The organism is Streptomyces camponoticapitis (genome assembly GCF_014646115.1).
Taxonomy (GTDB): Bacteria; Actinomycetota; Actinomycetes; order Streptomycetales; family Streptomycetaceae; genus Streptomyces; species Streptomyces camponoticapitis.
This window is the reverse complement of record NZ_BMMV01000014.1, coordinates 136,154-153,760: the sequence shown is the minus strand read 5'-3', so window position 1 is coordinate 153,760 and position 17,607 is coordinate 136,154. Positions and strand designations below refer to the sequence as shown.

The 17,607-nt window shown below is 70.4% G+C and carries 16 protein-coding genes; 14 read left to right on the top strand and 2 right to left on the bottom strand.

The annotated features are described in order from the left end of the window. Positions 1–6: 6 nt before the first annotated feature. Together IEY79_RS21820 and IEY79_RS21815 are read right to left on the bottom strand one after the other, a co-directional pair. Entirely contained in the window at positions 7–1,662 is a 1,656-nt protein-coding gene (locus IEY79_RS21820; protein ID WP_189109249.1) for an AbeC-like domain-containing protein, read from the bottom strand. 168 nt (positions 1,663–1,830) lie between these two features. Further along, positions 1,831–4,044, bottom strand: a complete 2,214-nt coding sequence (locus IEY79_RS21815) for an elongation factor G-like protein EF-G2 (protein ID WP_189109248.1) — start codon at positions 4,042–4,044, stop codon at positions 1,831–1,833. A gap of 209 nt (positions 4,045–4,253) precedes the next feature. Between IEY79_RS21815 and pgsA the strand changes: the two genes are divergently transcribed. From pgsA to IEY79_RS21745, 14 genes are all read left to right on the top strand, one after another. After that, positions 4,254–4,964: a phosphatidylinositol phosphate synthase gene (gene pgsA, locus IEY79_RS21810; RefSeq protein WP_373292591.1), complete on the top strand. Its 711-nt coding sequence runs from the start codon at positions 4,254–4,256 to the stop codon at positions 4,962–4,964. Further along, entirely contained in the window at positions 4,961–5,914 is a 954-nt protein-coding gene (locus IEY79_RS21805; RefSeq protein WP_189109246.1) for a phosphatidylinositol mannoside acyltransferase, read from the top strand. Before pgsA ends, IEY79_RS21805 begins: the two co-directional genes overlap by 4 nt. Then, positions 5,911–7,074, top strand: coding sequence for a glycosyltransferase family 4 protein (locus IEY79_RS21800; RefSeq protein WP_189109245.1), 1,164 nt, complete (start codon positions 5,911–5,913; stop codon positions 7,072–7,074). Before IEY79_RS21805 ends, IEY79_RS21800 begins: the two co-directional genes overlap by 4 nt. 486 nt (positions 7,075–7,560) lie before the next feature. After that, positions 7,561–8,103, top strand: a complete 543-nt coding sequence (locus IEY79_RS21795; protein WP_189109244.1) for a hypothetical protein — start codon at positions 7,561–7,563, stop codon at positions 8,101–8,103. A gap of 140 nt (positions 8,104–8,243) precedes the next feature. Beyond that, on the top strand, positions 8,244–9,158 hold the full coding sequence (pdxS, locus tag IEY79_RS21790) for a pyridoxal 5'-phosphate synthase lyase subunit PdxS (RefSeq protein ID WP_189109243.1): 915 nt from the start codon (positions 8,244–8,246) through the stop codon (positions 9,156–9,158). Then, entirely contained in the window at positions 9,148–9,753 is a 606-nt protein-coding gene (gene pdxT, locus IEY79_RS21785; RefSeq protein WP_229701016.1) for a pyridoxal 5'-phosphate synthase glutaminase subunit PdxT, read from the top strand. Before pdxS ends, pdxT begins: the two co-directional genes overlap by 11 nt. A gap of 62 nt (positions 9,754–9,815) precedes the next feature. Next, the gene (locus IEY79_RS21780) at positions 9,816–10,568 is read left to right on the top strand and encodes a YebC/PmpR family DNA-binding transcriptional regulator (protein ID WP_189109241.1); all 753 of its coding nucleotides are present in this window, start codon (positions 9,816–9,818) and stop codon (positions 10,566–10,568) included. A 185-nt stretch (positions 10,569–10,753) separates the two neighbouring features. Beyond that, positions 10,754–11,311 (top strand): crossover junction endodeoxyribonuclease RuvC, encoded by a 558-nt coding sequence (ruvC, locus tag IEY79_RS21775; protein WP_189109240.1) that lies wholly within the window; start codon positions 10,754–10,756, stop codon positions 11,309–11,311. Then, the gene (ruvA, locus tag IEY79_RS21770) at positions 11,308–11,934 is read left to right on the top strand and encodes a Holliday junction branch migration protein RuvA (RefSeq protein ID WP_189109239.1); all 627 of its coding nucleotides are present in this window, start codon (positions 11,308–11,310) and stop codon (positions 11,932–11,934) included. Before ruvC ends, ruvA begins: the two co-directional genes overlap by 4 nt. Positions 11,935–12,044: 110 nt before the next feature. Further along, the gene (gene ruvB, locus IEY79_RS21765) at positions 12,045–13,151 is read left to right on the top strand and encodes a Holliday junction branch migration DNA helicase RuvB (protein WP_189109238.1); all 1,107 of its coding nucleotides are present in this window, start codon (positions 12,045–12,047) and stop codon (positions 13,149–13,151) included. Between the two features lie 164 nt (positions 13,152–13,315). Then, the gene (gene yajC, locus IEY79_RS21760; RefSeq protein ID WP_189109237.1) at positions 13,316–13,834 is read left to right on the top strand and encodes a preprotein translocase subunit YajC; all 519 of its coding nucleotides are present in this window, start codon (positions 13,316–13,318) and stop codon (positions 13,832–13,834) included. A gap of 144 nt (positions 13,835–13,978) precedes the next feature. Next, on the top strand, positions 13,979–15,757 hold the full coding sequence (gene secD / locus IEY79_RS21755) for a protein translocase subunit SecD (protein ID WP_189109236.1): 1,779 nt from the start codon (positions 13,979–13,981) through the stop codon (positions 15,755–15,757). Position 15,758: 1 nt separating this feature from the next. After that, the gene (secF, locus tag IEY79_RS21750; protein ID WP_189109235.1) at positions 15,759–16,898 is read left to right on the top strand and encodes a protein translocase subunit SecF; all 1,140 of its coding nucleotides are present in this window, start codon (positions 15,759–15,761) and stop codon (positions 16,896–16,898) included. Beyond that, the gene (locus IEY79_RS21745; RefSeq protein ID WP_189109234.1) at positions 16,895–17,440 is read left to right on the top strand and encodes an adenine phosphoribosyltransferase; all 546 of its coding nucleotides are present in this window, start codon (positions 16,895–16,897) and stop codon (positions 17,438–17,440) included. The genes secF and IEY79_RS21745 overlap by 4 nt, the downstream gene beginning before the upstream one ends. The last annotated feature ends 167 nt before the right edge of the window (positions 17,441–17,607 follow it).

Here is a 17,607-nt window from a genome sequence, read left to right as displayed (position 1 = left end):
CCCTCGTCACGCGTCGTACACGTCGACCTTCCTCGGCGACGGGTCCTGGACCGCGCCGCTGAGGGAGGAGGAGCGGCTGCCGAAGCGCTCGGTGTCCACGCCGTTGTCGCTCAGTACCTTCAGGGCCGCCGTGTGCGCCACCCGGAGCACCGGCGTCGCCGCGCGCATCGCGTCGTCCGCCATGAAGCGGTGGCGCCACGGCTTCTCGGCCCAGGCGTGCCGCAGACCGAACGGCTCGGGCAGCGACAGCTTCCCGCCGAGGAAGTCGAGGATCGGCGGGTACCAGGTGAACGGGGCGCGCACCGCCAGCCGTACCGCCTCACGCGGCTCCACCAGCGGCAGGTTGCGAGTCTTGGTCTCCCAGAAGCGGACCGTCTTGGCCGTCGTGACCGTCTTGGGCGACGGCTTGGAGAAGAAGAGGGAGTGCACCGGCCCGAGCGCGTGACCCGTCACCTCGATACGCAGTGTCTCGTGCAGGACCGTCACCGTGATCATCATCGTGATGATCAACTGGCCGTCCCACAGCACGAACTGCACACCCAGATAGTGCCGGTCGCCCGCGCCGAACTGCTGGTGGTTGCAGATCCGCTGTATCTCGTGCGGCTTGACCTGGTACGCCTCGACGTCCTGACCCTCCGGCCGGCTCACCGATCCGGCGTTCTCACCGACCGGTCGCACGATCCAGTGCTTGACCTCGGGCTTGGGGAACCCGCCCGAGTTGAGCGGGCCGCGCTCCAGCATCTTCAGCTGGTCGTGCATCGCCCGTATCACGTCGTAGCTGCGGAACTGGTGGATCTCCTTGCCGGCCTCCTTGGGAACCAGGTCCTCGGCGAGCTGCCAGCTGCCCCACCGGGTGCCCATGCCCAATATGCCCTTGGGGCCCGCGTAGAAGACCGCGTTGGAGCGCTGCTCCGCCGTCAGCTTCTCCAGTCCGCTGCGCAGTTCCTCCCGCGCGGTCTCGTCGGGATGCCCCGGCACCGCTTCCGGCACCTTGGCGCCGACGCCTCCGCCCGACAGGAGATCGCTCCAGCGGGCCCGCAGATCCTTGGCCGTCGTCTCGCAGATCCGCTTGGCGACCAGCCAGCCGATGACGGGTGCGATGATCATGCCGCGCAGATACCAGCCGAGGAAGCCCGTGAACGGCAGCGCGACCATGAAGACCACGGCCAGCGCGGCGACACCGAGGAGCAGCGCGCCACCGATCGCGCCGGCCTTCTTGTCCTTCGACCCGGCGAGCGTCCTGCGCAGCTGGAAGACACCGATCCACAGCAGCGTCCCCGGCAGGAACAGCAGACCGAACACGACGGCCACCAGCGTGAGCCGGGTGTCGCGCTCCTTGCGGATGCGGATGGCGGCCAGACAGTGCTCGACCACCGACTGCGGCTCCATGCCGAAGGACTGGATCAGCGCGGCACGGCCGCCGCCCAGCATCCGAGCCCGCACCGCCTGCGAGAACGCCTCGCCCAGATTCGGCTCGAAGAGCGAGACCTTGCCCTTCTTCACCGTCGACTTGTGCCACTCGCTGTCGGCCTTGAGGATCTCCTCGATGGGGCTGTCGCGGTACGCCGCCGAGGCCAGGGCGTGCGACGCCGCCGTCTGACCTGCCGACCCCTGGAGCGGAACCTGAGCTCCCGGAGAGAAATCGAATCCTTCGTGCGCCACTGTCCGCCCCCATCGCCGCGAGCATCCGCTGCTGCGCCCTTTTCCCAACTACGGTGCCCCGTACACCTGCTGAGCTGGGGCGCACCACAGCGTAACCCGCGGAACACACCCCGCGTCAGGAAGAATCCGGTCCCGGCACACGAGACTCCCGCGCCCCCGGCGCAGTCCTCAGGACACCACCTCCGCGGCGGCGTTCTCCCGGACACGGTCGGCCACATGCGCCGGCATCGCCTCGTGCCGGGCGTACGAGCGGCTGAACCGGCCCGTGCCGTGCGAGACGGACCGCAGATCGATCGCGTACCGGCCGATCTCGATCTCCGGCACCTCCGCCCGTACGGCCGTCCGTCCCGCCCCGGCCTGATCCGTACCGACCACCCGGCCGCGCCGCCCCGACAGGTCGCTCATCACGGCGCCCACGTACTCGTCGGGGACCACGACCTCCACGGTGGCGACCGGCTCCAGCAGTTCGATTCGCGCCTGCTCGGACGCCTCGCGCAGCGCGAGCGCGCCCGCTGTCTGGAAAGCACCGTCCGAGGAGTCCACCGAGTGCGACTTCCCGTCCACCAGCGTCACCCGTACGTCGACCAGCGGATGCCCGGCGGCGACCCCGCGCGCCGCTTGCGCCCGTACGCCCTTCTCCACCGCGGGGATGAACTGCCGGGGTACCGCGCCCCCGACGACCCGGTCGACGAACTCGACGCCGGAGCCCGCGGGCAGCGGGTCGACCTCGATCTCGCAGATCGCGAACTGGCCGTGGCCGCCTGACTGTTTGACGAGCCGGCCGCGCCCCGACGCCCGCTCGCCGAAGGTCTCCCGCAGCGACACCTTGTGCGGTACGACGTCCACCTGGACGCCGTACCGGTTGCGCAGCCGCTCCAGGGCCACGTCCATGTGCGCCTCGCCGAGGCACCAGAGCACGACCTGACGGGTCGCCGGGTTCTGCTCCAGGCGCATCGTCGGATCCTCGGCGGCGAGCCGGGCGAGGCCCTGCGACAGCTTGTCCTCGTCCGACGTGCTGTGCGCCTCCACGGCGAGCGGCAGCAGCGGATCGGGCATCGTCCAGGGCCGCATCAGCAGCGGGTCGTCCCTGGCGGAGAGCGTGTCGCCCGTCTCGGCGTGCGACAGCCGCGCCACACACGCCAGATCGCCCGCGACACAGCTGTCCAGGATCCGCTGCTGCTTGCCGAAGGGCGCCGACAGCGCGCCGATCCGCTCGTCCACGTCGTGGTCCTCGTGACCGCGGTCGGCGAGCCCGTGCCCGGAGACGTGCACCGTCTCGTCGGGCCGCAGCGTGCCGGAGAAGACCCGGACGAGGGAGAGCCGTCCCACGTACGGGTCGGACGCCGTCTTGACGACCTCGGCGACCAGCGGGCCGCCCGGGTCGCAGCTCGGGCGCGGGCGCTCCGAGCCGCGCGGGGTCGTCACCTCGGGCGCGCGGCGCTCCAGCGGGGTGGGGAACCCCCGGGTGATCAGTTCGAGCAGCTCGACCGTGCCGAGACCCTGGCGCGCTCCGCCGGCGGCCGGCGCCGCCGCCAGGACGGGGTGGAAGACACCTCGCGCGACGGCCTTCTCCAGATCGTCCACGAGCGTCCGCTCGTCGATCTCGGCGCCGCCCAGATAGCGCTCCATCAGGGTCTCGTCCTCGCTCTCGGCGATGATCCCCTCGATCAGCCGGTCCCGGGCGGCGTCGATGAGCGGCAGCCGGGCGGGGTCGGGCGCGAGCACCTCGCGGGTGCCGGACGAGTAGTCGTAGATCTTCCGCGTGAGCAGTCCGGTGAGCCCGGTGACCGGCGCGTGCCCGTCGGGGCCCTCGGCGCCGAACACGGGCAGATACAGAGGCAGGACGGCGTCGGGGTCGTCACCGCCGAAGATCCCGCCGCAGACCCGCGTCAGCTCCTCGAAGCCGGTGCGGGCGGTCTCCAGATGCGTCACGACGATCGCGCGCGGCATGCCGACGGCGGCGCACTCCTCCCACATCGCACGGGTGGAGCCCGCCACCGCCTCCGCCTCCTGGGCGGCCGAGACAACGAAAAGGGCCGCGTCCGCGGCTCGCAGACCGGCCCTCAGCTCCCCGACGAAATCCGCGTAGCCGGGGGTGTCCAGCAAATTGATCTTGCACTCTCCCCAGTCCAGCGGGACGAGGGACAGCTGTACGGAACGTTGTTGCCGGTGCTCGATCTCGTCGTAGTCCGAGACCGTGCCGCCGTCCTCCACGCGGCCCGCCCGGGTGAGAGCCCCCGCAGTCAGCGCCAGGGCCTCGACCAGAGTCGTCTTGCCGGATCCGCTGTGGCCGACCAGCGCCACGTTCCGTACCGAGGAGGGCCGGCCGGCCGTTGTCGCCCTGCCGGCGGCCCCGGGATGTCCGTTCGCCTTGTCGCCCATGATCATGCCTCCCGATCGATCGCACGGTGAGGAGTCGGGGCGCGGGCAGTGGGGGCCGCGCGTGGCAGCTCCTGCGATGCCCACGGTGGTCCTTCGAGCTTTCCACTCGCGTCGGCCCGCGTCCATACGTCGGTCGTCACGCGGAGCCGGAGCGCCCGTTCTGCCGGAGGTGGGCGCCCCGGCGGTGGAGGCCCGCGGTCCTGGCTACGATGGGCCAGCCGGTGGCCGATGGGGCCGCCTGCCCAACGACCGTCGGGAAGGCCATGCTGAACAAGTACGCGCGTGCATTCTTTACGCGTGTCCTCACCCCGTTCGCCGCGTTTCTGCTCCGCCGGGGGGTGAGTCCCGACGCCGTGACACTCATCGGTACCGCGGGGGTGATGGCGGGAGCGCTGGTCTTCTTCCCCCGGGGAGAGTTCTTCTGGGGCACGATCGTCATCACGCTCTTCGTCTTCTCCGACCTCATCGACGGCAACATGGCGCGGCAGGCCGGGATCTCCAGCCGGTGGGGGGCCTTCCTCGACTCCACGCTCGACCGGGTCGCCGACGGCGCGGTCTTCGGCGGATTCGCGCTCTGGTACGCGGGAACGGGCGACAACAATGTGCTCTGCGCCGTCTCCATCTTCTGTCTGACGAGCGGCCAGGTCGTCTCGTACACGAAGGCCCGCGGCGAATCCATAGGGCTGCCGGTGGCCGTCAACGGGCTCATCGAGCGCGCCGAGCGTCTTGTCATCTCCCTGGTGGCGGCGGGTCTCGCGGGCATGCACAAGTTCGGGGTGCCCGGTATCGACATCCTGCTGCCGATCGCGCTGTGGGTGGTGGCCGCGGGCAGTCTGGTGACACTCGGGCAGCGTGTGGTGACCGTACGGCGCGAGTCGGCCGAGGCCGACGCGGCCAGGGCCGGCGGGTCCGCCTCATGAGCGGCGGGCGGGACCGGCTCGTCGACGCCCTCTACGGACTCGGCTGGAGCACCGTCAAGACGCTCCCCGAGCCGGTGGCCGTCGCCCTCGGCAGGACCATCGCCGACACCGTCTGGAAGCGGCGCGGCTCGAACGTGCTGCGGCTAGAGTCGAATCTGGCCCGCGTGGTGCCGGACGCCAGCCCCGAGCGCCTCGCGGAGCTGTCGAAGGCCGGCATGCGTTCGTACATGCGGTACTGGATGGAGTCGTTCCGGCTGCCGGTCTGGAGCGCGGAGCGGGTGCGGGACAGCGTCGAGATCAAGGACATCCATCTCCTGACGGAGGGTCTGGAAAGTGGGCGGGGCGTCGTGTTGGCCCTGCCGCATCTGGCCAACTGGGATCTGGCCGGGGCCTGGCTGACCCGGGGGATGGGCGTTCCGTTCACCACCGTCGTGGAACGGCTCAAGCCCGAATCGCTCTTCGACCGTTTCGTCGAATACCGCGAGAGCCTCGGTATGGAGGTGCTGCCGCACACCGGGGGCACCGCCTTCGGGACGCTCGCCCGACGGCTGCGCTCCGGCGGACTGGTGTGTCTGGTCGCCGACCGGGATCTGTCCGCGTCCGGCGTCGAGGTGACGTTCTTCGGCGAGAAGACCCGGATGCCGGCCGGGCCCGCCATGCTCGCGCAGCAGACCGGGGCACTGCTGTTCCCGGTCTCACTCCACTTCGACGGGCCGAAACTGATGCGTGGACGGGTGTTTCCGGCCGTCGAGGTGCCGGAGACAGGCAAACGCGCCGAGAAGTCGTCTGTGATGACACAGGCCGTCGCCGACAAGTTCGCCGTCGGTATCGCCGAGCATCCGGAGGACTGGCACATGCTGCAACGTCTCTGGCTCGCCGACCTCGAACCCCGTCCCGACACGGACGCCGGGACCGGCGGAAGCCCCGAGAAGGTCGGTGGGGCCGGGTGAACATCGGCATCGTCTGCCCGTACTCCTGGGACGTACCGGGCGGAGTGCAGTTCCACATCAGGGACCTCGCGGACCATCTGATCCGGCTGGGCCACGAGGTCTCCGTGCTCGCGCCCGCCGACGACGAGACGCCGCTCCCGCCGTTCGTGGTCTCCGCCGGGCGGGCCGTGCCCGTGCCGTACAACGGCTCCGTCGCCCGGCTGAACTTCGGCTTCCTGGCGGCGGCCCGGGTACGGCGCTGGCTGCACGACGGCACCTTCGACGTCATCCACATCCACGAACCCACGGCGCCCTCGCTCGGGCTGCTCACCTGCTGGGCGGCGCAGGGGCCGATCGTCGCGACGTTCCACACGTCGAACCCGCGCTCGCGGGTGATGCTCGCCGCGTACGCGATCCTCCAGCCGGCGCTGGAGAAGATAAGCGCACGGATCGCGGTCAGCGAGTACGCGCGGCGCACTCTGGTCGAGCATCTGGGCGGCGACGCCGTCGTCATCCCCAACGGGGTCGACGTCGACTTCTTCGCGAGAGCGGCGGTCAACCCCCGGTGGCAGGGCGGCACGATCGGCTTCGTCGGGCGCATCGACGAGCCGCGCAAGGGGCTGCCCGTCCTGATGAAGGCCCTGCCGAGGATCCTCGAAGCGTTCCCCGACACGAGGCTGCTGGTCGCCGGGCGCGGCGACGAGAAGGAGGCGGTGGATTCGCTTCCCGAGGAGATGCGCGGCAGCGTCGAATTCCTGGGCATGGTGAGCGACGAGGACAAGGCGCGGCTGCTGCGCAGCGTCGACCTGTACGTGGCGCCCAACACCGGGGGCGAGAGCTTCGGCATCATCCTCGTCGAGGCGCTGTCGGCGGGCGCGGCGGTGCTGGCGAGCGACCTGGACGCGTTCGCGCAGGTCCTGGACCAGGGCGAGGCCGGAGAACTGTTCGCCAACGAGGACGCGGACGCGCTGGCGGAGGCCGCCGTACGGCTGCTGGGTGACTCTCGGCGGCGCGAGGAGCTGGGCGAGCGCGGCAGCGCGCATGTGCGGCGCTTCGACTGGTCGACGGTGGGCGCGGACATTCTCGCGGTCTACGAGACGGTGACCGACGGCGCGGCGTCGGTCGCCACGGACGAACGGGTCGGCCTCCGCGCCCGCTTCGGCCTGGCGGCGCGCGACTAGGGCGTGTTTTGAAAGTGGCGTCGTCCGCCCGCAGGGCGGGGCTCACGGCGTCTGGTGCGCGCGATCGCAAGGCGGAGGATCAGCGTTGTGGATGGCCCGGGCGTACTCGGGCGACCCGACAACGCGGCGAGCGAGCGTGCCAGGCGCCGTGAGCCAGACGGGACTTTCAGAACACGCCCCAGGGCCTGTCGTTTGGATCTTGCCGGGCTCGCGGTCCCTGGCACGCGCGCTCGCCGCGTTGTCGAAAGTCGGCGGGGTACGCCGGTACGAGCACCATCCTCGCGCCTCGCGATGTATCGCACCGGACGCCCCGGGCCCCGCCCTCCGCTGTCTCGCGGACCCGCCCCAGGGTCGTGTCCGCCGGACAGGCCCTGGGGGCTGTCGTGCGGGCGCCCCCTTCTCAGGAGGGCGTCCCGGTGGTCACTCCCGGAATCCGGACGGGACGGGGTGGCGGAAGGGCACCCGGCCACAAGTAGCCTGCCGTTCGTGACCGAAACCCTGATCTGGATCTTCGCCGGGCTCTTGGCGATCGGCCTGTACCTCAGCTGGACCGCGGGCCGCCTCGACCGACTGCACTCGCGGATCGACGCGTCACGGGCCTCCCTCGACGCCCAACTGGTGCGCCGCGCCTCGGTCGCCCAGGAGCTGGCCACCGCGGGCCTCCTCGATCCCGCCGCCTCGATCGTGCTCTACCAGGGCGCGCACGCCGCGCGCCAGGCCGAGGACGAGCAGCGTGAGGTGGCCGAGAGCGAACTGAGCGAGGCGCTGCGGGCCGTCTTCGGAGAGGTCGCGCAGGTCGAGGCGGTACGGGCGGCTCCGGGCGGCGACGAGGCCGCCGACGAGCTGGCCGCCGCCGTACGCCTCGTTCCCATGGCCCGGCGCTTCCACAACGACTCCGTACGCGCGGCCCGCGCGCTGCGCCGGCACCGTACGGTCCGCTGGTTCCGCCTCGCCGGGCACGCGCCGTCCCCGCTCGCCTTCGAGATGGACGACGAGCCGCCGGTGGCCCTCGCCAACCGGCCCGCATAGCCGGGGAGCCGGGGGAGGGGGCGGGAGGGGGCCGCGAGAACGATCCACAGGCCTTCCATTGGCCCTTGCTGTGGACTGGTCCGGAGAGGTTTGCTCACATCGTCAACCGGTCCCGCCCCCGTCCCAGTGAGGTCGTTCCCGTGTCCAGCACGCTTATCCCCACCAGCCAGACCCCCGAGACCGGCACCGCGCGCGTGAAGCGCGGCATGGCCGAGCAGCTCAAGGGCGGCGTGATCATGGATGTGGTCACGCCGGACCAGGCGAAGATCGCCGAGGACGCCGGCGCGGTCGCCGTGATGGCGCTGGAGCGTGTTCCCGCCGACATCCGTAAGGACGGCGGCGTCGCGCGGATGTCCGACCCCGACATGATCGAGGGCATCATCGAGGCCGTCTCGATCCCGGTGATGGCCAAGTCCCGCATCGGCCACTTCGTGGAGGCCCAGGTCCTGCAGTCCCTCGGCGTCGACTACATCGACGAGTCCGAGGTCCTGACCCCGGCCGACGAGGTCAACCACTCGGACAAGTGGGCCTTCACCACGCCGTTCGTCTGTGGCGCGACCAACCTGGGCGAGGCCCTGCGCCGTATCGCCGAGGGCGCGGCCATGATCCGCTCCAAGGGCGAGGCCGGCACCGGCAACGTCGTCGAGGCGGTCCGTCATCTGCGCCAGATCAAGAACGAGATCGCCCGGCTGCGCGGCTACGACAACAACGAGCTGTACGCCGCCGCGAAGGAGCTCCGCGCCCCGTACGAGATCGTCAAGGAGGTCGCCGAGCTGGGCAAGCTGCCCGTCGTGCTCTTCTCCGCGGGAGGCGTGGCCACCCCGGCGGACGCGGCCCTGATGCGTCAGCTCGGCGCCGAGGGTGTCTTCGTCGGCTCCGGCATCTTCAAGTCCGGCGACCCGGCCAAGCGCGCCGCCGCCATCGTCAAGGCCACCACCTTCTACGACGACCCCAAGATCGTCGCGGACGCCTCCCGCAACCTCGGCGAGGCCATGGTCGGCATCAACATCGACACCCTGCCCGCGTCCGAGCACTATGCCAACCGTGGCTGGTGACCAGGGCGCCGCGCGCGGCCCGCTGATCGGCGTCCTGGCCCTCCAGGGCGACGTACGGGAGCATCTGGCCGCCCTGGCGGCGGCCGGCGCGGTGCCCACGACCGTACGGCGGCCGGACGAACTGGCCGCCGTCGACGGGCTGGTGATCCCCGGAGGCGAGTCGACGACCATGTCCAAACTGGCCGTCCTCTTCGGGATGCTGGAGCCGCTGCGATCGCGCGTACGCGCCGGGATGCCGGTCTACGGCACCTGCGCCGGCCTGATCCTCCTCGCCGAGAAGATCCTCGACCCGCGCTCCGGACAGGAGACGGTCGGCGGCATCGACATGATCGTCCGCAGGAACGCCTTCGGACGGCAGAACGAGTCCTTCGAGGCGGCCGTCGACGTGGTCGGTGTGGGAGCGGTGGACGGAGTCTTCATCCGGGCGCCGTGGGTGGAGTCGGTGGGCGCCGAGGTGGAGGTGCTGGCCGAGCACGGCGGGCATGTCGTGGCCGTACGGCAGGGCAGCGCCCTCGCCACGGCCTTCCATCCGGAACTCACCGGCGACCACCGGCTGCACGGCTTCTTCACGGAGATGGTGCGCTCCGCGGGGTGAGGGGCTCCCGGTAGGATCTCTGCCGAACGGAGCAGGATTGGTTACGCGAAGGAGACAGGCAGATGTCCGGCCACTCTAAATGGGCTACGACGAAGCACAAGAAGGCCGTGATCGATGCCAAGCGCGGCAAGCTCTTCGCGAAGCTGATCAAGAACATCGAGGTCGCGGCCCGCACCGGGGGCGCCGATGTCGACGGCAACCCGACCCTTTTCGACGCCATCCAGAAGGCGAAGAAGAGCTCGGTGCCGAACAAGAACATCGACTCGGCCGTCAAGCGCGGCGCCGGCCTGGAGGCCGGTGGCGCCGACTACGAGACGATCATGTACGAGGGCTACGGGCCCAACGGTGTCGCCGTGCTCATCGAGTGCCTGACCGACAACCGCAACCGTGCCGCCTCCGACGTCCGCGTCGCGATGACCCGCAACGGCGGCTCGATGGCCGACCCCGGCTCCGTGTCATACCTGTTCAACCGCAAGGGCGTCGTGATCGTCCCCAAGGGGGAGCTGGGCGAGGACGACGTCCTGGGCGCCGTCCTCGACGCGGGCGCCGAGGAGGTCAACGACCTGGGTGAGTCCTTCGAGGTGCTCAGCGAGGCGACCGACCTGGTCGAGGTCCGCACGGCGCTCCAGCAGGCCGGCATCGACTACGACTCCGCCGACACCAACTTCGTGCCGACCATGCAGGTCGAGCTGGACGAGGACGGGGCACGGAAGATCTTCAAGCTGATCGACGCGCTGGAGGACAGCGACGACGTGCAGAACGTCTTCGCCAACTTCGATGTCTCGGACGAGGTCATGGAGAAGGTCGACGCCTGACCGGCGGGCGCACCGGCGCGCGTCGCCGGCGTCAACTCGGCTGTACGCGGCGGGCCGACGGGGACACACCCCCCGTCGGCCCGCCGCGTTGTCGGTGCCGACCGATACTGTGCTGATCAGGGGTTCTGACTCACCGGCAGAACAGGTGATCGGGCGGGACCGGGAGTGTGAGGGGGAGGGGCGCGATGCGGGTACTGGGCGTGGACCCCGGACTGACGCGGTGCGGTGTCGGCGTCGTCGAGGGCGTCGCGGGACGCGCGTTGACGATGCTCGGGGTCGGTGTGGTGCGCACACCGGCCGACGCGGACCTCGGGTCGCGCCTCGTCGCCATCGAGCGGGGAGTGGAAGCCTGGTTGGACGAGTACGGGCCCGAACTGGTCGCCGTGGAGCGGGTGTTCAGCCAGCACAACGTCCGTACGGTGATGGGCACGGCCCAGGCCAGCGCCGTCGCCATGCTCTGCGCCGCCCGCCGCGGCATTCCGGTCGCCTTGCACACCCCCAGCGAGGTCAAGGCCGCCGTCACGGGCAGCGGGCGCGCCGACAAGGCACAGGTCGGTGCCATGGTGACCCGGCTGCTGAGACTGGACGCCCCGCCCAAACCGGCCGACGCCGCCGACGCCCTCGCCCTCGCCATCTGTCATATCTGGCGCGCCCCGGCCGTCAACCGTCTCCAGCAGGCGCACGCCGTGGCGAAGGCGTCCCGGCCCGCCGGCCACACCCCCGTACGGAAGGTTCCCCGATGATCGCCTTCGTCAGCGGCCCGGTGGCCGCGCTCGCCCCGACCTCCGCGGTGATCGAGGTCGGCGGCGTCGGCATGGCCGTCCAGTGCACCCCGGCCACGCTCGCCGGGCTGCGGATCGGTGAGCAGGCCAGGATCGCCACGTCGCTGGTCGTCCGGGAGGACTCGCTCACGCTGTACGGCTTCGCCGACGACGACGAGCGCCAGACGTTCGAGCTGCTCCAGACCGCCAGCGGTGTGGGCCCGCGGCTGGCCCAGGCGATGCTCGCGGTGCACGCGCCGGACACCCTGCGTGTCGCCGTCGCCACCGGCGACGAGAAGACGCTCACGGCCGTCCCCGGCATCGGTAAGAAGGGCGCGCAGAAGCTGCTGCTGGAGCTGAAGGACCGGCTCGGCGAGCCCCTCGGCGCTCATGTCGGCAGACAGGGAATCGGCGTCCCCGTCTCCGCCGCCTGGAACGACCAGCTGCACTCGGCGCTGATCGGTCTCGGCTACGCGACGAGGGAGGCGGACGAGGCGGTCGCGCTGGTCGCCCCCCAGGCCGAGGCCGCGATCGAGGCGGGCGAGTCGCCCGCCGTACCGCGACTCCTGCGGGCGGCTCTCCAGTCGCTGAACCGCACACGCTGACCGGGCCACGACGACGGGCGCGGGCAGGCCGCCCCCCGATCGCCGCCCGCGCCGGAGCCGAACTCCACGGGACCGTCCAGGGACGTCCCGATTCCATGAGGTGAGCCACAGTGAACTGGGACGACAGCAGCAAAGGGACGCCGGGAGGCGGCCTCCCGCCGACGGACGCGACCGAGGGGCCCGACCGGCTCGTCGCCGGGTCCGCCGACGGTGAGGACCAGGCGGTCGAGGCGGCGCTGCGGCCCAAGTCGCTGGACGAGTTCGTCGGGCAGGAGCGCGTACGGGAACAGCTCGACCTCGTCCTGAAGGCGGCCCTCGCCCGGGGCGCCACCGCCGACCACGTCCTGCTGTCGGGCGCGCCAGGCCTCGGCAAGACCACTCTCTCCATGATCATCGCGGCTGAGATGGGCGCCCCGATCCGTATCACCTCGGGCCCGGCCATCCAGCACGCCGGCGATCTCGCCGCGATCCTCTCCTCCCTCCAGGAGGGCGAGGTCCTCTTCCTCGACGAGATCCACCGGATGTCCCGGCCCGCCGAGGAGATGCTCTACATGGCCATGGAGGACTTCCGCGTCGACGTCATCGTCGGCAAGGGCCCCGGTGCCACGGCCATCCCGCTGGAGCTGCCGCCCTTCACCCTCGTCGGTGCCACCACCAGGGCCGGCCTGCTGCCGCCCCCGCTGCGCGACCGTTTCGGCTTCACCGCGCAGATGGAGTTCTACGAGCCCGTCGAGCTGGAACGGGTCATCCACCGCTCCGCGCACCTCCTGGACCTGGAGATCGACGCGGAGGGCGCCGCCGAGATCGCGGGGCGCTCCCGGGGCACGCCCCGTATCGCCAACCGTCTCTTGCGCCGGGTCCGCGACTACGCGCAGGTCAAGGCCGAGGGGTACATCAACCGCGACATCGCCTCCGCCGCCCTTCAGGTGTACGAGGTGGACGAACGGGGCCTGGACCGCCTCGACCGGGCCGTGCTCGGGGCCCTGCTCAAGCTGTTCGGCGGCGGCCCGGTCGGCCTGTCGACCCTCGCCGTCGCGGTGGGCGAGGAGCGCGAGACGGTCGAGGAGGTCGCCGAGCCCTTCCTCGTACGGGAGGGGCTGCTCGCCCGCACCCCGCGCGGCCGGGTCGCGACCCCGGCGGCATGGGCCCATCTGGGGCTGGCGCCACCCCCGCGGAGCCCAGGCGCAAGCGGACAACCGGGGCTGTTCGGGGCGTGAGCGCACAGGCACTCGCCCCAGCAGGAACCCCGGTGCCATGCTGGGCGTTGTTCCATTGATGCGGACTCGCTTAGACTCCGCCGATGCCGCCCGTAACGGTCGGCTACCCACCCCCGTATACCAGGCCGCTCGACAGCGCGGTCGTGCGAAGGAAGTTCCCTCCCGTGAGTCTCGTGACCCTCCTCCCCTTCATCGTGCTCATCGGGGCCATGTTCCTGATGACCCGGTCCGCAAAGAAGAAGCAGCAGGCGGCTGTGCAGATGCGCAATGAGATGCAGCCAGGCACAGGTGTCCGGACGATCGGGGGCATGTACGCCACCGTCAAGGAAGTTCACGACGACACGGTCCTGCTGGAGGTCGCACCGGCCGTGCACGCCGTGTACGCGAAGAACGCGATCGGCGCCGTCCTGACGGACGAGGAGTACAACCGCATCGTCCACGGCGACGAGGAAGAGTTCGAGGTCGACGGCCACGTCGTGCCCGACGACGCCTCCTCGCTGGTCGACGACGACGTCGCCAGGATCGACCTGGGCAAGAAGGACGGCCCGGAAGACGCCGAGGCCGAGGCCGCGGCCGACGTCGACGCGCCGAAGGCCGACGCGCCCAAGGCCGACGCCGACGCCGAGAAGGAGTCGGTCGAGCCCAAGGACGCCAAGGCCGAAGGCGAGAGCGGCGCGAAGTAGTCCCGTCCGGTCCCGCACCACGCCCCCGGGCGTACCGCGGTCCCCGGACGACGTCGGCATTCGCGTGGGCACGTCCCCACAACACTTCGTTGCCGCTCCGTCGCTCACCCGGCGTGGGGCGGTTGGACAGGGAGAAACGAAAAGGTGGCAGCACCTCAGAAGGGCCGAAGGCAGACGGGGGCCCCGGGAAAGCCGGGGCGCACCCTGATCCTGTTCCTGATCGCGATGATCGCCCTCGTCGGCGGGATGTTCGGGGCGGGCGAGCTCACGCCGCGCCTCGGTATCGACCTCGCCGGCGGTACGACGATCACGCTCAAGGCCAAGAGCTCGCCGGGCCAGGCGAACGCGGTCAACGAGACCAACATGAACACCGCGGTCGGCATCATCGAGCGTCGTGTCAATGGTCTCGGCGTTCAGGAGGCCGAGGTTCAGACCCAGGGATCCGACAACATCATTGTCAACATCCCCAAGGGCACGAACTCGCAGCAGGCTCGTGAGCAGGTCGGCACCACCGCTCAGCTGTACTTCCGGCCGGTCCTGACCCTCGGCCCGGGTGACCCCGCCGCGCAGCAGCCGCCGCCGGACGCGAACCCGACTCCGAGCGCCGGTTCGAGCGAGAGCCCGAGCCCTTCCGGGAGCGACAAGCCGAAGGAGACCGCATCCCCTTCGGGCGACAACGCCCCCAGCCCCTCGGAGACGACCCAGGGCCGTCCCCTCACGGAGGACCTGAAGGCCGACGCGACGCCCACGCCGAGCGGCTCGGCCTCCGGCAAGCCCAGCGCGCCGCCGAGCGAGCCCGCGACACCGCCCGCGGACCCCGCGACGGAGAAGCTCCAGGCCGACTTCGCGGCGCTCGACTGCACGAACGAGAAGGCCAGGGGCGTCCTCGGCGACAACGCGAAGCCGGACCAGCCGACGCTCGCCTGCGGTGAGAACGACGGTGTCTGGGAGAAGTACATCCTCGGCCCGGCCGAGGTGGGCGGCAAGGACGTCGACGACGCCAACGCCACCATCAACCAGCAGACCGGCCAGTGGATCGTCCAGATGGACTTCACGGGCGGTGGCTCGAAGAAGTTCCAGGCGATCACCAGCAAGCTGTCGCAGCAGCAGCCCCCGCAGAACCAGTTCGCCATCGTCCTCGACGGTGAGGTCGTCTCGGCGCCCTCGGTGCGCCAGACCCTGAGCGCCAACGCCGAGATCTCCGGCAACTTCACCCAGGAGTCCGCGCAGGACCTGGGCAACATCCTGTCGTACGGCGCGCTGCCCCTCACCTTCCAGGAAGAGACCGTCACCACGGTCACCGCCGCGCTCGGCGGTGAGCAGCTGCACGCCGGTCTGATCGCCGGCGCCATCGGCCTCGCGCTGGTGATCATCTACCTGGTGCTCTACTACCGGGGTCTCGCGCTGATCGCCATCGTCAGCCTCCTGGCCTCGGCGGTCATGACGTACGCGATCATGACCCTGCTCGGACCGGGTATCGGCTTCGCCCTCAACCTCCCCGCGGTGTGTGGTGCGATCGTTGCGATCGGCATCACGGCAGACTCGTTCATCGTGTACTTCGAACGAATCCGTGACGAGATCAGAGAGGGCCGTACGCTGCGGCCCGCCGTCGAACGGGCCTGGCCACGTGCCCGGCGCACGATCCTGGTGTCCGACTTCGTGTCGTTCCTCGCCGCGGCCGTGCTCTTCACCGTCACCGTCGGCAAGGTGCAGGGCTTCGCGTTCACGCTCGGCCTGACCACGGTCCTCGACGTCGTCGTCGTCTTCTTCTTCACGAAGCCGATCATGACTCTGGTCGCCCGCACGAAGTTCTTCTCGAGCGGCGGTTCCTGGTCCGGTCTCGACCCGAAGCGCCTCGGAGCGAAACCACCGTTGCGCCGCACACGCCGTCTCAGCGCCCCCACCGACCCGAAGGAGGCGTGAGATGTCGCGACTCGGCGATCTCGGCGCCCGGCTCTACCGCGGCGAAGTCGGCTACGACTTCGTCGGGAAGCGCAAGTTCTGGTACGCGCTCTCGATCCTCATCACCATCCTGGCCATCGCCGGCCTGGCGGTGCGGGGGCTCAACATGGGCATCGAGTTCAAGGGCGGTGCCGTCTTCAACACCCCCAAGACGAGCATCTCCGTGTCGGAGGCGCAGGAGCACGCGGAAGCGGCGTCCGGCCACGACGCGATCGTCCAGAAGCTCGGCAACGGCGGCCTGCGCATCCAGGTCACCGAGCTGAACACGGCCCAGGCCGACAAGACGCAGACCCAGCTCGCCGAAGACCTGAACATCCCCAAGGAGAAGATCAACGCCGACCTGGTCGGGCCGAGTTGGGGCGAGCAGATCGCCAACAAGGCCTGGACCGGACTCGGGATCTTCATGATCCTGGTGGTGATCTATCTGGCGATCGCCTTCGAATGGAGAATGGCGGTCGCGGCGCTCATCGCCCTGATCCATGACCTCACCATCACGGTCGGTGTGTACGCGCTGGTCGGCTTCGAGGTCACACCGGGCACGGTGATCGGTCTGCTGACCATTCTCGGTTACTCCCTGTACGACACGGTCGTGGTCTTCGACAGCCTCAAGGAGGGGTCGAAGGACATCACCAAGCAGACGCGCCACACCTTCAGCGAGGTGGCCAACCGCAGCATCAACTCGACCCTGGTGCGTTCCATCAACACCACCGTGGTCGCGCTGCTGCCGGTCGCCGGTCTGCTCTTCATCGGTGGCGGATTCCTCGGCGCCGGCATGCTGAACGACATCTCGCTGTCGCTGTTCGTCGGCCTCGCCGCCGGTGCGTACTCGTCGATCTTCATCGCCACTCCGCTGGTCGCCGACCTCAAGGAGCGCGAGCCGTCGATCAAGGCACTGAGGAAACGCGTCCTGGCCAAGCGGGCGGCCGCCGCGGCCAAGGGCGAGCCGGCCGAGTCCGACCAGGAGGCCTACGACGAGCCGAGGGACGCCGAGCCGGATGACGGCGAGGGTCCGGTGCACGCCGCCCCGCCCGCCGCCGTCGTCGCGGGTCCCCGAAGCCACGGCGGCCGTGGCAGGGGCCGTGCGTCGGGGAAGCGTCGATGACCGACGACAGCACCAGGGAGCTGCTCCGCAGCCGGATCCGTGATGTCGCGGACTATCCGAAGCCGGGGGTGATGTTCAAGGACATCACGCCGCTGCTCGCGGATCCGAAGGCGTTCACGGCGCTCACCGACGAGCTCGCGGAGCTGGCTGTACGGCACGGCGCCACGAAGATCGTCGGCCTGGAGGCGCGCGGCTTCATCCTGGCCGCGCCGGTCGCGGTCCGGGCCGGCATCGGCTTCATCCCCGTCCGCAAGGCCGGGAAGCTGCCCGGTGCGACGCTGTCGCAGTCGTACGTCCTGGAGTACGGCACCGCCGAGATGGAGGTCCACGCCGAGGACCTCCAGGAGGGCGACCGCGTCATCGTCATCGACGACGTGCTCGCCACCGGCGGCACCGCCGGGGCCTCCGTCGAGCTGGTCCGCCGGGCCGGCGCCGAAGTGGTGGCCGTGGCGGTCCTGCTGGAGCTGGGCTTCCTCAACGGCAGGGCCCGCCTGGAGCCGCACCTGCGGGACGCTCCGCTGGAGGCACTGATCTCGCTCTGACCGCCTCGGTCAAATAAGGCGAAATGCGGTCAAAATGCGACGCCCCGGGAATTCCGCCCGGGGCGTCCGCGTTTTCCCTCTCATCAACCCGGAATCCCTCCAGGCACCCGCGCGGTCAACGGTCTCGTGAGCACCCGCGGCACGAGGTCGATACCATGGCCGTTCGG